Origin of the sequence: Maribacter sp. LLG6340-A2, assembly GCF_045057105.1 — a bacterium.
GTDB lineage: Bacteria > Bacteroidota > Bacteroidia > Flavobacteriales > Flavobacteriaceae > Maribacter.
On sequence record NZ_CP159332.1, the window covers coordinates 2,176,296 to 2,192,407 of the forward strand.

General features: G+C 36.7%; 13 protein-coding genes and 1 tRNA gene. 12 read left to right on the top strand and 2 right to left on the bottom strand.

Going from position 1 to position 16,112, the window contains the following annotated elements; all coding sequences use genetic code 11:
* The first annotated feature begins 50 nt into the window (after positions 1-50).
* The 4 genes from ABVM52_RS09185 to scpA all read left to right on the top strand — a co-directional run bounded on the left by ABVM52_RS09185 (position 51) and on the right by scpA (position 4,881).
* A complete protein-coding gene (locus tag ABVM52_RS09185) occupies positions 51-203 on the top strand; it encodes a YqaE/Pmp3 family membrane protein (protein ID WP_405379759.1) in 153 nt (50 codons plus the stop codon).
* 224 nt (positions 204-427) lie between these two features.
* On the top strand, positions 428-1,237 hold the full coding sequence (locus ABVM52_RS09190; protein ID WP_405379761.1) for a DUF6503 family protein: 810 nt from the start codon (positions 428-430) through the stop codon (positions 1,235-1,237).
* A 109-nt stretch (positions 1,238-1,346) separates the two neighbouring features.
* Entirely contained in the window at positions 1,347-2,720 is a 1,374-nt protein-coding gene (locus tag ABVM52_RS09195) for a methylmalonyl-CoA mutase subunit beta (RefSeq protein ID WP_405379763.1), read from the top strand.
* Complete coding sequence (gene scpA, locus ABVM52_RS09200) at positions 2,713-4,881, top strand: methylmalonyl-CoA mutase (protein ID WP_405379765.1); 2,169 nt, start codon at positions 2,713-2,715, stop codon at positions 4,879-4,881. The genes ABVM52_RS09195 and scpA overlap by 8 nt, the downstream gene beginning before the upstream one ends.
* A gap of 57 nt (positions 4,882-4,938) precedes the next feature.
* Here the strand turns inward: scpA and ABVM52_RS09205 are convergent, their stop codons facing one another.
* The gene (locus ABVM52_RS09205; RefSeq protein ID WP_405379767.1) at positions 4,939-6,183 is read right to left on the bottom strand and encodes an MFS transporter; all 1,245 of its coding nucleotides are present in this window, start codon (positions 6,181-6,183) and stop codon (positions 4,939-4,941) included.
* Positions 6,184-6,424: 241 nt separating this feature from the next.
* On the opposite strand from ABVM52_RS09205, the gene ABVM52_RS09210 reads away from it, so the two are divergent.
* Both ABVM52_RS09210 and ABVM52_RS09215 read left to right on the top strand, forming a co-directional pair.
* Entirely contained in the window at positions 6,425-7,000 is a 576-nt protein-coding gene (locus ABVM52_RS09210) for a RidA family protein (protein ID WP_405379769.1), read from the top strand.
* 70 nt (positions 7,001-7,070) lie between these two features.
* Positions 7,071-7,142: transfer RNA gene (locus ABVM52_RS09215), tRNA-Arg, on the top strand.
* Between the two features lie 36 nt (positions 7,143-7,178).
* Here ABVM52_RS09215 and ABVM52_RS09220 read toward each other — a convergent pair.
* Positions 7,179-7,916, bottom strand: coding sequence for a hypothetical protein (locus ABVM52_RS09220; protein WP_405379771.1), 738 nt, complete (start codon positions 7,914-7,916; stop codon positions 7,179-7,181).
* Between the two features lie 478 nt (positions 7,917-8,394).
* On the opposite strand from ABVM52_RS09220, the gene ABVM52_RS09225 reads away from it, so the two are divergent.
* From ABVM52_RS09225 to rimK, 6 genes are all read left to right on the top strand, one after another.
* The gene (locus tag ABVM52_RS09225) at positions 8,395-9,807 is read left to right on the top strand and encodes an arginine decarboxylase (RefSeq protein ID WP_405379773.1); all 1,413 of its coding nucleotides are present in this window, start codon (positions 8,395-8,397) and stop codon (positions 9,805-9,807) included.
* Between the two features lie 92 nt (positions 9,808-9,899).
* Positions 9,900-10,838, top strand: coding sequence for an agmatinase (gene speB, locus ABVM52_RS09230; protein WP_405379775.1), 939 nt, complete (start codon positions 9,900-9,902; stop codon positions 10,836-10,838).
* A complete protein-coding gene (locus ABVM52_RS09235; protein WP_405379777.1) occupies positions 10,825-11,802 on the top strand; it encodes a deoxyhypusine synthase family protein in 978 nt (325 codons plus the stop codon). The genes speB and ABVM52_RS09235 overlap by 14 nt, the downstream gene beginning before the upstream one ends.
* A 2-nt stretch (positions 11,803-11,804) precedes the next feature.
* Positions 11,805-12,125, top strand: a complete 321-nt coding sequence (locus tag ABVM52_RS09240; RefSeq protein WP_405379779.1) for a hypothetical protein — start codon at positions 11,805-11,807, stop codon at positions 12,123-12,125.
* Positions 12,126-12,249: 124 nt separating this feature from the next.
* Positions 12,250-13,776 (top strand): bifunctional GNAT family N-acetyltransferase/carbon-nitrogen hydrolase family protein, encoded by a 1,527-nt coding sequence (locus tag ABVM52_RS09245; RefSeq protein WP_405379781.1) that lies wholly within the window; start codon positions 12,250-12,252, stop codon positions 13,774-13,776.
* A gap of 37 nt (positions 13,777-13,813) precedes the next feature.
* Positions 13,814-15,184: a 30S ribosomal protein S6--L-glutamate ligase gene (gene rimK, locus ABVM52_RS09250; protein WP_405379783.1), complete on the top strand. Its 1,371-nt coding sequence runs from the start codon at positions 13,814-13,816 to the stop codon at positions 15,182-15,184.
* Positions 15,185-16,112 lie beyond the last annotated feature (928 nt).

Sequence of the window (16,112 nt, forward strand, 5' to 3'; positions counted from 1 at the left end):
AGTAGTACAATGTTGTAATCTTAAATTTGTATAAATTAAAAAAATATACAATGTCATTACTAACAATCATCCTTAATATATTATTGCCGCCATTGGCTGTCTTTATGAACCATGGTATAGGCTCAGCACTTTTAATCAGTATTTTATTGACGTTACTCGCGTGGTTACCAGGAGTAATCCATGCTTTTATAGTAAACCAGTAAATAGTACAAATAACTATCTTTCCTACTTGTGTGTATGGTAAAGATATGTAGGGTCGAATGGCTATCAATATTTCGTTGATAGTTTGTTCGACTTTTTTATTTAAAAAACGAATATCTTCCTCCTAGATTTTTGATATACCTTTGAAAATACTAAATAGTGTTATACAAAGGAAATAGGTATATTATAGATGTATACCTATGTAGAACAAAGAATTTTATAGCCCATGCGTAGTCATTTAAAATTAGCAATTATTGCTTTATGCCTTGTAAACGTCAATTGTAAAGAACAACCCAAAGAGGCGATAAAGGGCAATGGTGGGGAACAGGTTGAACTAGAGAATGATGCGGACAATGTAGATGTTATTGTTAAGCGGGCTGTAGAGGCCCACGGTGGTCCTTTATATGATACTGCACATTATCAATTCGTTTTTAGAAATAAGCTATACACCTTTAACAACAAAAAAGGGTACACGTATACCGTTCATTTTATTGATAGTATAGGAAACCGTACTGCGGATTATTTAATCAATGGAACTTTAGAAAGGACCATTAACGAAAAAGCTGTGGCGTTATCTAAGAAAGATATCGCCAAGTATAGTAACGCCTTAAATTCAGTAATTTATTTTGCTACACTGCCCCATAAATTGTTAGATAGTGCGGTTATAAAAGAACATGTTGGCCATGCAATTATAAAAGAAGAGCAATATGATGTAGTCAAGGTTACCTTTGAACAAAAAGGAGGAGGAGAGGACTTTGATGATATCTTTATGTATTGGATCAATAAAAATTCTCATTATATTGACTACTTGGCTTATAGCTATAACGTAAATGGGGGAGGTGTTCGTTTTAGAAGCGCATATAACCCTAGAACGGTTGATGGAATTCGTTTTCAGGATTACATTAATTGGGAAGCTCCTGTAGGGACTTCTCTAATAGCGCTTCCGGCTTTGTTTGAAAAGGGTACACTAAAGGAGTTATCTAGAATTGAAACGGAAGATGTACAGAATTTAGATGCTAAGGATACTGTAGATTAATAAGTACATCATCAGTCATCATTTTCGTTATTGTATCTTTGATGGTGCTATTTTACTTACCTAGCTACAGTTCATTACTTAATGTATTTACACTTTAAAGCAATCCTACATGATTGGTAAAAACTTGTTTGATAATTTCCGGGATATTTCCGCTAAAGAGTGGAAACAAAAAATTCAATACAACTTAAAAGGAAAGGATTATAATGAGGAAGTTGTTTGGGATACGCTGGAAGGCATTAAAGTAAAACCTTTTTATAATGAAGAGGATATACGGAACAAAACAAATGCATCAACTACAAAACCTACATGGAAAATTGGGTATAATGTATATGCCGGTAATGCATTAATGGCCAACCAAAATGCATTAAATTTTATGCAAAGAGGAGCAGAGGCAATTACGTTTTTAATACCTGATGAAAGTATAGATGTAGTTTCTCTTTTGAACAAAATTAACCTTAATGAAACAAAGGTGTATTTTGATATGCAATTTTTGTCCAAAAATTATATTGAAAATGTCATGAGCAATTGTAAAGATGCAACTTCTTTACATTTTGGAATTGATCCTATTGGCCATTTAGGAAGAACAGGTAATTGGTACCGTACGCTTAAAGATGATTTTATAGATGTCAAGGATATTCTTTCCTTAAATTTAGAAAACGTCCTCAAGGTTGATGTGGCATTATACGAAAATGCTGGTGCGGACATTGTACAACAATTGGCATTTGCTATGGCACATGCCAATGAATATTTAAACAAGTGTCTTGAACTTGGCAATCTTGACCTTGTAAAAAGTTTGGAATTTAAACTAGCGATCGGAGGAAATTACTTTTTTGAAATATCTAAAATAAGGGCGCTTAGGAAACTTTGGAACACTTTAGTCAAGGCATATGGGGTGCAGATTCCTTGCCATATTGTTTCAACACCCTCTAAACGTAACAAAACTCTTTATGATTATAATGTAAATATGCTCAGAACAACAACGGAGTGTATGTCTGCTGTCCTTGGAGGATCAGACACGGTTTTTAATATGCGGTACGATGCGGTTTTTAAGAAAGAAAATAAATTTGCTAATCGTATTGCCCTAAATCAGTTACTTCTTTTAAAGGAGGAAAGTTATTTTGATAAAGTAGGTAATCCTGTAGATGGTAGTTATTATATAGAAACATTGACCGATCAAATAGCGGAAAAGGCGTTGTTGGGTTTTAAACGTATAGAAAAGGAAGGTGGTTTTTTAAAGCAGCTTAAAAATCATTCGGTTCAGCATCAAATAGCCAATTCGGCTAAAAAACAGCAAGATAGATTCAATTCTAAACAAATGATCTTGGTGGGAACCAATGATTTTATCACCGTAACGGATAGTATGTCTAAAGAAATAGAACTTTTTCCCTTTGTTAAAAGAAAACCTAGAAAGACTTTGATTCATCCTATAATAGAAAAAAGATTGGCAGAAGAAAAGGAACAAAACCGTTTGTCACATGAGTAGGAAAGATTTGCAACATATTCAATTGGAGGATGGCGAGAGCGCTAAACTTGATTCTACAGGTCATATCCATAATGACAAGGAAACGTTTTTTACCGCTGCCGAAACTATTCCTATTAAACCAAGCTACTCAAAAGCGGATTTGGATGAACTTGAACATCTTAACTTTGCTGCAGGTTTTCCTCCTTTTCTAAGAGGACCTTATTCAACCATGTATGTGCAACGTCCTTGGACCATACGGCAATATGCCGGTTTTTCAACGGCTAAAGAAAGTAATGCATTTTATAGAAAAAACTTAAAAGCCGGGCAAAAAGGATTGTCGGTCGCTTTTGATCTTCCAACCCATAGGGGGTATGACAGTGACCATGAACGTGTAGTTGGTGATGTTGGTAAAGCGGGCGTTGCCATTGATACGGTAGAGGACATGAAAATACTTTTTGATGGTATTCCACTACATGAAATGTCCGTATCAATGACCATGAACGGGGCAGTGCTTCCTATTATGGCATTTTATATTGTTGCTGCAGAAGAACAAGGGGTTGCTTTAAATCAGTTATCAGGGACCATACAGAACGATATTCTTAAGGAGTTTATGGTGCGTAATACGTACATATATCCGCCAAAGGCTTCCATGCGGATTGTAGCCGATATTTTTGAATATACCAGCGAACATATGCCCAAATTCAACAGTATTAGTATTTCCGGATATCATATGCATGAAGCAGGTGCTCCTGCACATTTAGAACTGGCGTATACTTTGTCCGACGGATTGGAATATATTAGAACGGGTTTAAAAGCCGGATTACAGATTGATGATTTTGCACCGCGACTTTCCTTTTTCTGGGGGATAGGGATGAACCATTTTATGGAAATTGCCAAAATGCGGGCAGCAAGAATGTTGTGGGCAAAAGTGGTTAAAGATTTTAATCCGAAGAACGAAAAGTCGTTGATGCTAAGAACGCATTGCCAAACTAGCGGGTGGAGCCTTACGGAACAAGACCCCTTCAATAATGTGGCGAGAACAACTATAGAGGCAGCAGCAGCGGTTTTTGGCGGTACCCAGAGTTTACATACCAATGCATTGGATGAGGCCATTGCCCTACCTACGGATTTTTCTGCACGTATTGCCAGGGAAACTCAATTATACTTGCAGCATGAAACGAACGTAACTAAAACGGTGGACCCATGGGCAGGCAGTTATTATGTGGAGAAACTTACGCATGATTTAGTGCATAAAGCGTGGGAGTTGATGCAAGAAGTAGAGAACCTTGGGGGAATGACCAAGGCAATTGAAACAGGTATACCCAAAACCAGAATAGAGGAAGCTGCGGCTAGAAAACAAGCACGTATAGATAGTGAACAAGATGTCATTGTTGGTGTCAATAAATATCAACTTAAAGAAGAGGATGACTTACAGATATTGGAGGTCGATAACCAAGAGGTAAGAAGACAGCAGTTAGAACGTTTAACGGTCATTAAAGGCCAAAGAAATGCAGGCAAGGTTAATGATTGTTTAAAAGCACTGACCAAAGCGGCAGTAGATAAGCTTAAAAATGGCGATTCGAACGAAAATTTATTAGCTTTAGCGGTAAAAGCGGCAAGGGAAAGAGCTACACTTGGTGAAATCAGTGATGCTTTGGAAAAGGCCTTTGGCAGGCATAAAGCGGTAATAAATTCATTTTCGGGGGTGTATTCTAGAGAGATAAAACAAGACAAGGATTTTAAAAGCGCTCAGGAATTAGCGGATAAATTTGCTGAGCAAGACGGTAGGCGTCCACGAATATTGATTGCAAAGATGGGTCAAGACGGTCATGATAGAGGGGCAAAAGTGGTTGCTACAGGTTATGCGGATTTAGGTTTTGATGTAGATATAGGGCCTCTTTTTCAAACTCCTAAAGAAACCGCAAAACAGGCTGTGGAGAATGATGTACATATTTTGGGTATTTCCAGTCTTGCAGGCGGTCATAAAACTTTGGTGCCAGAGGTGATAAAGGAATTAAAAACGTATGGTAGGGATGATATTATGGTCATTGTTGGTGGCGTTGTTCCCAAACAGGACTATACATTTTTAAAAGATGCCGGGGCAACCGCCGTTTATGGACCTGGAACAAAAATAAGCGAGGCGGCAATTCAATTATTAAAATTACTTTTAAAAACGTATTGAAAATAAAAATGGTCGGGTAACTAAGTAACCCGACCATTTTTAAAATATATCATTAAGTTACGCTGCGGCAACTTCAACTTCAGTTTGTCTGTTCTTTAACCAGAAATATAAAATAGTGAACAAGACTATAAGTATTGCAGGAAATAGGACCATAGTACCTAAAGTTTCCTGTCCCGATACCAATTCCAGTTCATCTCCGGTAAATCCTTGTGCTTCGGCTGCAGCTCTATCGGCATCAATCCATCCACCAATAATTGGTTGAAAAATTGAAGTGGAAAACATACCAATCGCTCCAATAATAGACATACCTAAAGCTCCGGTTTTAGGAGTTTTCGTAGCTGTAAGCCCGATCATGTTAGGCCAGAAATAAGCAATACCCAAGGCAAATATAATGGCTGCTACATAAGCCATGGCTCCTGTTTGTGTACTAAACAAATAAATACCAATGGTGGCCAAAATAGCTGAACCTAATAAAACACCTGTTTGGTTAAATTTAGCAACCATATTTCCACCAAAGTATCTTGCTATAGCCATTAATCCTGCCGTTAATGCCAAGATCAATGTAGGCTCGGCACCACTTTTTGAAAGAATAAGACCTACCCATTGGTTTGGTCCAAACTCTGATATTGCTGTTAAAGCCATACATACGGCAATAAATAAGAATAAAGGGGTAAACATGCCTTTTAAATTGCCACTAATGGTAGCTGCTTCTTCAACCTTAGCTTTAGGCCATGTTTGTCCAAAGAATAAATATGCATAAATAACGGCTGGTATTAATAATAGCCATACTTGACTTTGACCGGTAATGCCAAAATCTGTCATAAAACCGGAAAGTAAACTACCTACCGCTATCCCTCCAGGAAACCACATATGAAAACGGTTTAGCATTTTACTCATTTTATTACCCTTATAGGCATCGGCAATCATTGGGTTACACGCCGCTTCGGTACATCCGTTCCCTAAACCAATAAGTAGATTGGCAATCAATAGGCCCATATAACTACTGGAAAATATTAAGAGCAATATACCAACAGCATGTGCAAAAAATGCAAATTGCATAATTACCTTACCACCTACTTTATGATATATTAGACCACCTATGACCATGGCAATAGGGAAACCCGCAAACCACATAGAGGTTATAAGTCCGGCTTGACTGGCACTTAATTCCAATTCTGTTTTCAGTTGGTCCAAAATACCTGCCGCAATGGCAAAAGAAAATGCCGTGGTAATTAATGCGAAACAGCTGGCATAAAATAACCTATTCGCATTTACTTTAGGAGTTGTACTAGAACTTTCCATATTTGTATTGATTTAGTTGTTGTATTGGTTAATATGCTAAACTAATAAAAATGAAATAATAACCTACCTTTTTTAGTAAAATGATACTATAAGTGCGCTGTACGACATAAAAATTACTATATACGGAAATATTAATGCTTTTTTGGTAATGGTAGATTTCGCAATTTTATCGTATATCTTGTTGATACTTAACTATTAACTACCTTGTATTGTAAAAAGAAACTTGAAAATTATATCATATATGAAAAGTGTAATCTATTTGTTTATTTTTTTTGGAGTGCTTGGTTGTGCCAATGTGGACAGAAAATTGGAAGAAAATAATACCTTGAACCAATCTTTAGTTGACCATAAAAATGATCCAGAAGCAAAATTGGATAGTTTGGGTATACAATTAAGGCAAATAGGTAATCCTGTAGCAAATTATATCCACGCGTCTAAAAGCGGGAATCTATTATTTTTATCAGGTAAAGGTCCTAGACAGGCCAATGGCGAGAATATTGTTGGAAAATTGGGCGATAGTTTAACCGTTGAGCAGGGATATCAGGCAGCAAGAGAAGCAGGCATTAATCAATTATCTGTTTTAAATGCAGAATTGGGTAATCTCAATAAAGTGAAAAGTATTATAAGTGTTCACGGTATGGTGAATGCTGCCCCAAACTTTACCGATCATTCAAAAGTAATCAACGGCTATTCGGATTTAATGGTAGCAGTTTTCGGAAATAGAGGAAAGCATGCACGTGCGGCAGTTGGTATGGGTTCATTACCTGGTAATATGGCGGTTGAGGTAGAAATGGTCGTAGAGGTATATCCGGAATAGTAAATGTTACCTTTTTATGTTATAAGAATATTTAAAATATTTTTATTTTTACCGTCTTTTAAAAAATCTTGGCCTCGTAGTTCAATGGATAGAATAGAAGTTTCCTAAACTTTAGATGCAAGTTCGATTCTTGCCGAGGCTACTTTTTAATCCTAATGGTGCTTAAACAACACACTAGCTACCATCTTTTACTCCATATTTCATACATAGGTTCACCTTTACTGTTGTTGCCCGTATGGTGCCAATCTTTACCTTCTATGCTGTAGTTGAATTCCAAATCAGCGCCCACCCTAGAATTATCTTTAGAGAAGAACTCTATAGACTCTTTATAAATTCCGTTTTCGGCAGAGTAGGTGCCGCCGCCCGTACCGGAAAAACGAAAAGATTCCGTATCGTAGGCTATCCATTGAAACGTATGGTCCATTAAGAGCTTTAATGTCTTTCTTGAATTTTCTTCACCGCGTCTTTCTTGCCCGGTATCCGGTCCTCTAGTGGCAAAAAGCCATGCGCCGTCTAAATCTTGTGTGGTAGCTTTTATATGTTCTAGCGTTAATTGTTGTTTCCAGTTCATTCTTAGCTGATCACCTTCAATCCCTACAGGAATTGATAGCTCTTTTACGGCATCATTCTGGTAGTCAGAATTAAATTCTAAACGCACTACCAAAAGGTTGCCTGATGAGGTTTCTTCCATTTGAAAAAAGCCGCCCACTGTTTTTATAAATTTTGCAGGTTCAATTTCATATTCATTATAGATAAAATAATCCCGATTAATTTTTACTTGATGCACTCTTTTTACACCATTATTTTCAACAGTATCCACATAAATTCCGCGCTTAATTTGACCGTAGGAAGCTAAACTTGCGGCAAAAAATAGAATTACTGCAAAATAAGGAGTTTTAAAATTGTCAATTTTCATTTTCTACGATTTAGGTTTGTTGTTTTAATATATTAAAAATAAGATAGTTATGTGTTAACTTTAAAATTATCAGACTTAATTTTAAAAAAAATTGTCGCTGGTCGTAAAAAAAACGAAAAAGCTTGTTTTTTCATTTTTTTTGATTTCATTTGTCCTGTTCTAATATACAACTTTGTATGTTGGTGATTTCAGGCTTTTAGCTGGACATTATGTATCGTTATTCTATGTTCGGGTTTGAGGGAAATTGGAAGTATTTCCCACAAATGGCTTATAAGATAGGTTGCCGATTAGTAAAGCAAACTTCCGTTCTTTATTCTAGTATCATGCAAAGTCAGCATGATTACTTCTTTATTCCTACTACACAGCGCCAAATATTGGTGTGATACCCTGTTTCTACATGGTTACGTTTTCTTAACTTTAAGTCACTAGGCTTGTTACTATATTTATAAAATATCATATTTCATTTTAATTCAATTTCATGAATACCAAATACATTGATCTAATTGATCAAACCTATTATTTTCCCCAAGAAGAATTTAATTTAGACGGAGAGCATTTACGGTTTCACGGCATCCCCTTGAACGAGTTGGTGCAGCAATATGGTAGTCCGTTAAAATTCACTTATTTACCTAAAATTTCAGAGAATATTTTAAGAGCCAAAAATTGGTTCGCCAATGCCATAGAGAAGAATAATTACAAGGGTAAATACCATTATTGTTATTGTACCAAAAGCTCGCATTTTCAGCATGTAATGCATGAGGCTTTAAAGAACAATATTCATATGGAAACCTCTTCGGCCTTCGATATTAATATTATTGAAAAATTAAAGGAAGATGGCAAACTAAATGATCAAACCTATGTAATCTGTAACGGTTTTAAACGTGAAAAATACATAGATAATATTGCTCGTTTAATCAATAACGGGCATCAGAACTGTATTCCTATTATCGACAATTATGAGGAGATAGATTTATTGACCGATGTTATTAACGATACCTTTAAAGTAGGAATCCGTATTGCATCTGAAGAAGAACCAAAATTTGAATTCTATACCTCTCGTTTGGGTATCGGTTACAAGAATATTGTTCCTTTTTACGAAAATCAAATTAAGGACAATGACAAGGTAGAACTTAAAATGCTACACTTTTTCATTAATACCGGTATTCGTGACAATGCCTATTACTGGAACGAGCTTGTAAAGTGTTTAAAAGTGTACGTTCGTTTAAAGAAGATTTGCCCATCATTGGATAGTTTGAATATTGGGGGCGGATTTCCTATTAAAAATTCATTGGCTTTTGAGTACGATTATCAGTATATGATTGATGAGATTCTCAACCAAATTAATATTACCTGTTCTGAGGCAGATGTGCCCGTTCCACATATTTTTACAGAGTTCGGTAGCTTCACGGTAGGTGAGAGTGGTGGTGCCATCTATGAGATATTATATCAGAAGCAACAGAACGATCGTGAGAAATGGAATATGATAGATTCTTCTTTCATAACGACTTTGCCAGATACTTGGGCGATCAACAAAAGGTTTATCATGTTGCCAATTAATCGTTGGAACGATGAATATGAGCGCGTTCTGTTAGGCGGTCTAACCTGTGATAGTGATGATTATTACAATAGTGAGCAGAACATGAACGCTATTTATTTACCAAAGTATAAAAGGGAAAAACCGCTGTACATCGGCTTTTTTAATACAGGTGCGTATCAAGAGACCATTGGTGGGTATGGAGGTTTGCAACATTGTTTAATTCCACAGCCAAAACACATATTGATTGATAAAGACGAAAACGGTAACTTCACTTACAAGCTTTTTAGAGCACAGCAAAAAGCAGAAGATTTATTGAATATTTTAGGTTACGAAATAGATGCGGTCAATCAATAAAAAACTTGTTGGTTAAGACAGGCACAAATCCAATTACAAATAATTAAATTTAAAATAGAATTAAACAACCAATTAACATTAGCTAATATATCATGAGTACATCAAAGAATTATGCGGGTATTTCCGATGAATTCGCCCAATTAGAGAAATCAAAAATTATTTTGATCCCTGTTCCTTATGACGGAACCAGTACATGGGGTAAAGGGGCGGACAAAGGTCCTGATGCTTTTTTGGAAGCTTCAGAAAACATGGAATTGTATGATATTGAAACCGACTCTGAAGTTTACAAACAAGGAATTCATTTAACCGAGCCAATAACGGAGAATAGTACTCCTATGGCCATGGTGAATGAAGTACACAACATTACCAAGGACTTTATTAAACGTAACAAGTTCGTAACCCTTTTTGGTGGTGAACATTCTATATCCATAGGTTCTATACGTGCCTTTAATGAGTGCTTTGATAATTTAACGGTGTTACAGATTGATGCGCATGCAGATCTTAGGGAATCTTATGAAGGTACAAAGTATAACCATGCCTGCGCAGTTTATGAAGCTAGCCAGACCACTAATTTGGTTCAAGTTGGTATTCGCTCTATGGACGCTATAGAAAAAACGGTAATGGATGAGGATAAAACCTTCTTTGCCCATGATATGGTGAATGATGATTATTGGATGGATAAGGTTATCGATAGTATGACGGAAAACGTATTCATAACCTTAGATCTAGATGCCTTTGATCCTTCAATTATGCCCTCTACCGGTACTCCGGAACCTGGTGGTCTGTTTTGGTATGAAACCTTGGAGTTTTTAAAACAGGTTTTTGAAGAAAAGAACGTGGTAGGTTTCGACATTGTTGAGCTTTGTCCCAACGAAAATGATAAATCGTCAGACTTCCTGGCGGCAAAATTATATTACAAAATGCTCAGCTATAAGTTTGCGGGGCAAGATATTGACCAAGAGTATGACAATACTTTTGATGTAGATTATAAAGCAAACACAAATTCAAGATTCGAAGATGACGAAGACTAAAGGTGCGATCACCAATTTTATAGAAAAATACTATTTACATTTTAATGCCGCTGCCTTGGTAGATGCCGCAAAGGGGTATGAAGAGCAGTTGGAGAATGGAGCCAAAATGTTGGTTTCGTTGGCTGGTGCTATGTCCACTGCAGAATTGGGTAAAATCTTTGCGGAGGTTATACGCCAAGATAAGGTGCAGATCATTTCCTGTACCGGTGCAAACCTTGAGGAAGATATCATGAATTTGGTAGCGCATTCTCATTACAAGCGTGTGCCTAATTACAGGGACTTGACTCCGCAAGATGAGTGGGATCTATTGGAAAAAGGACTTAACCGGGTTACGGATACCTGTATACCGGAAGAAGAGGCCTTTAGAAGATTGCAGGAACATATTTTTAAGATTTGGAAAGATGCCGATGATAAAGGGGAGCGTTATTTGCCACATGAATTTATGTACAAAATGTTGCTTTCGGGTGTCTTGGAAGAATATTACGAAATAGACCTTAAGGATTCTTGGATGTACGCTGCCGCAGAAAAGAACCTGCCTATCATTTGCCCAGGTTGGGAAGATAGTACAATGGGTAACATTTTTGCATCGTATGTAATGAAGGGCGAGTTGAAAGCGAGTACCATGAAATCTGGTATCGAGTACATGACCTTCTTGGCAGATTGGTATACTGAAAATTCTGAAAATGGTATTGGTTTCTTCCAAATTGGTGGTGGTATCGCGGGCGATTTCCCTATCTGTGTAGTGCCTATGCTATATCAAGATATGGAACGAACCGACACTCCGTTCTGGAGCTATTTCTGCCAGATTAGCGACAGTACCACTAGTTATGGTTCGTACTCTGGTGCAGTGCCAAACGAGAAAATTACCTGGGGAAAATTAGATATCAATACACCCAAATATATTATTGAAAGCGATGCGACGATTGTTGCACCATTAATTTTTGCTTACCTATTAGATATGTAATTATGGACAAGAACGCACACTTAAAAAGAGTAATCGTGGACTTTAAAAAGTTGACGCCAGAGGTTTTAAAACTGTTGGTAGATAGATATCCAGATGGGTATGACGACCGTAATATTATCTCCTTTAGAAATGCCCAAGGAGAACGTATTGAAGCGGTTGAGGTGTTAACCGAGGACACCAAGTATTTGGTTAAAATCAGTGCCAAACTTGAGTATACTATGGAGAATTATGATGAAGATGATTATGAAGATTTTGACGATGATGATCCAACGGCGGTAGTGGAGCCAGATCCTGAGGATATGGTAGATGGTGATGACGATTAGGTTTTAGAACCTTTCACGTGTTTATAAACAAATACAAATAATAATTCCGGTTTGCATCTAGTAAGCCGGAAAATAATTATCACACAAAAATTAAACTAAATATCGCTGTGCTTACAACGGATACATGAAAATTGACGAAATTGAAAATATTGAATTAAAGTTTTTAACTATTGATGATTATCAAGAGTTAAAAACTGCTATGATTTCTGCCTACACCAATATGCCTGGCTCTTATTGGAAAGAGAAACATATTAAATCTTTGATTGAAAAATTTCCTGAAGGTCAGGTCGTAATTAAGATCAATGGCCAACTGGCAGGTGTAGCTTTATCAATTGTGGTAGATTATGACGCATTTGATGATACCCATACCTACGAGCAAATTACAGGCAAGTATTCTTTTGACACCCATGATAATGAGGGCGATGTGCTTTATGGTATCGAAGTATTTATAAAACCCAGTTTTAGGGGGTTGCGTTTAGGTCGTCGTTTGTACGATTATAGAAAAGAACTTTGTGAAAAGTTGAACTTAAAGAGTATTGTTTTTGGCGGTCGTATGCCTAATTATCATGCCTACGCATCAGAATTATCTCCAAAAGAATATATAGATAAGGTTCGTAGAAAAGAAATTCAAGATCCGGTTCTCAACTTTCAAATTAGTAATGACTTTCATCCTGCAAAAGTGATGAAAGGGTATTTAGATGGTGATAAGGCTTCTCAAGATTTCGCTATTTTGATGGAGTGGGATAACATCTATTATCAAAAGCCTTCTAAAAAAGCGGCAACAAAGAAAACAGTAATTAGATTAGGGTTGATCCAGTGGCAAATGAGACCTTATAAAGATTTGGACGAGCTATTGGAGCAGGCAGAATATTTTATAGATGCGGTTTCTGGATATCGTTCAGATTTTGCGTTGTTTCCTGAGTTTTTTAATGCCCCTTTAATGGCGGTGAACAATCACATGTCTACACCCGATGCCATTAGGGAACTGGCAAAACATACACAGGCAATAGCCCAAAAATTCTCGGAGTTTTCCATATCCTACAACATCAACATTATTACAGGTAGTATGCCCGAGGTAATCGATGGGCGTTTGTACAATGTAGGTTATTTGTGTAGACGGGATGGAAGCATGGAGCGTTACGAAAAATTGCATGTAACACCAGATGAAGCCAAAGTTTGGGGTATGCAAGGGGGTAACCAATTAAAGGCTTTTGATACCGATTGTGGTAAAATAGGCGTGTTGGTTTGCTACGACTCAGAATTTCCGGAATTAAGTCGTTTATTGGCAGATGAGGGTATGGATATTTTGTTCGTTCCCTTTTTGACCGATACCCAGAACGGATACTCAAGAGTTCGTCATTGTGCTCAGGCAAGGGCAATAGAAAATGAATGTTACGTAGCTATTGCCGGTAGTGTGGGTAACTTGCCCAATGTACAGAATATGGATATTCAGTTTGCACAATCTATGGTGTTTACACCGTGTGATTTTTCATTCCCCACTAACGGAGTTAAGGCAGAGGCAACACCGAATACAGAAATGATCTTAATTGCTGATGTCGATATTAGTTTGCTTCGAGAATTGAATCAATTTGGTGCGGTACGTAATCTTCGCGATAGAAGAATAGATTTATTTGAGTTAAAAAAGAAATAAGAAAGCCCCTATATTTAGGGGTCTAAAACAAACAAAATTGGATAATTTAAAGATAGTAGGTAGTGAAGAGTGGTGTGTGTTCAATGACCTGGGTATCCCGGCAATTAAAGCTAGGGTAGATTCTGGGGCAAAAACATCTTCCATACAAGCTACTAATTTAAAGATTGTAACGAAAAACGGACAAGAATGGGTGAAATTTGAGGTTAGTCCGCTTCAAGAAAACCGTAGTATTGCCATTGAATGCCAAGCACGTTTGGTTGCCCGCCGTATGGTTAAAAGTTCATCTGGTATTTCAGAAGAGCGCTTGGTGATTAAAACACCGGTAACTATTGGTGAAGATACTTTTGATATTGAATTGACTCTTGCCAATAGAGATACAATGGAGTTTCGTATGCTATTGGGTAGAGAGGCCTTAAACGAACGTTACGTTGTAAATCCTGCTGTAAATTATCAGCTTAAATCATTTGAAGATAGCGACGTTAATTCATTGTATGCTCCTTATTTTAAGGAGAAAACAGGATTAAAAATTGCGCTTTTAGCCAGTAATCCTAATTTATATAGCAATAAAAGAATCATGGAGGCTGCGGAGGCTAGAGGGCATGAAATACATTTTCTAAATGTAGAACAGGCCTATATGAAGCTCGATGCTCATTCACCCGAAATAAGATATAGAGGTGGTATTATCTTAAAGGATTATGATGCCGTAATACCAAGAATTAAACCATCGGTTACGTTTTATGGCTGCGCGTTAATTCGTCAGTTCAATAACTTGGGAGTGTACTGCCAAAATTCTGCAGAAGCTATTACGCAGTCTAGAGATAAGTTGTTCGCCTCTCAATTATTCTCCAATCATGATATTCATATTCCAATTACAGGCTTTGCTAAATCACCCATGGATACCAAAGATTTGATTAAAATGGTGAACGGAGCACCACTGATCATTAAACTTTTGGAAAGTACCCAAGGTAAAGGAGTTGTACTGGCGGAAACCAATAAGGCGGCAGAAAGTGTTATCAATGCCTTTAAGAGTGTTAATACCAACATTTTGGTACAAGAGTTCATCAAAGAAGCAAACGGACAAGATATTCGTTGTTTTGTGGTGAACGGTAAAGTAGTGGCCAGTATGCAGCGCCAAGCCCAGAAAGGAGAGTTTAGGGCCAATATTCACCAAGGTGGTAAGGCTTCCATTATTAAAATTACTGCGGACGAGAAAAAGCTGGCGTTAAAAGCCGCTAAGGTATTGAACCTTGCCGTTGCAGGTGTAGATATTATTCGCTCTAACAAAGGACCGTTATTATTAGAAGTTAACTCTTCACCGGGACTAGAAGGTATTGAAAATGCTACGGGTAAAGACATTGCCAACGCTATGATAATGGCCATTGAAAAGCGATTGAAGTTTATCAATTAAGTCCTGATTTTATAATATGAAGCTTCTTGATTTTACTTTTAAATCAAGAAGCTTTGTTATTTTATAAAGTAACATTAATGTAAAAAGTCGACTTATGATATAAAGAGTTTTAAAATTTTTACTGTAATTCTTTTAATACGTTATCATTCTTTATGTGAGGAAACGATAATTTTTCCATTTGATAAACTTGAAATTCCTACAGAAATAGTCAAAATGCTGAGCGATCAAGGTGTGAATTTAGAATCACCCAGTACACACACAAATAAAATAGTGGATAACACTAACACAATTTGAAACTAGATTTGATTTTTCTAATGGCGTTTTTTACAGACGATTCTCAAATGTAGTAGGTGATAGAACAACTGTTTATTTTCTGCTAAATAATTAATTCATTTTTCTTGTGCTAGTCTAATACTTGTTCAGGATAACGAAATACTTTTTGTATGTCCGTGCCCGTTGTTAGCCAAATTTTTTAGTAAAAAACTGTCACCAAAAATCCGTAATTGATAAAATCAAGAGTGCGAAATTAGCATTGTGATATTTCTGTTTTATAAAGGAATGAAATCTGTTAAAGCGATTTGTTTTTTTAATACATTCAGTCTTAACAAAATGATTATTATGTAGTTAAGTTTTGTATGAAGATGATTTTAAGGGTATGCCCCAACCAAGATATTACCCTCTAGAGTCGAATTAAATAAGTCAATAACTAAAAAACAATATCGTATGAAACCTTTTCAAAGACCTTCTAAGCAAAGCGAAAGCCAACACCTATTTTTTCAAAGACCTCTTAATCGTTCAGTAGATAATGTGATAACCAAGCAAAACTGTTACCTTTTCGGTATAGAGGAGCCGCAGAACACATTTAAACGACAATATTTTTAGGGTTTTAAATAAACCAAATGGTCGTAAGCCATCTGCGAAGTTGGCA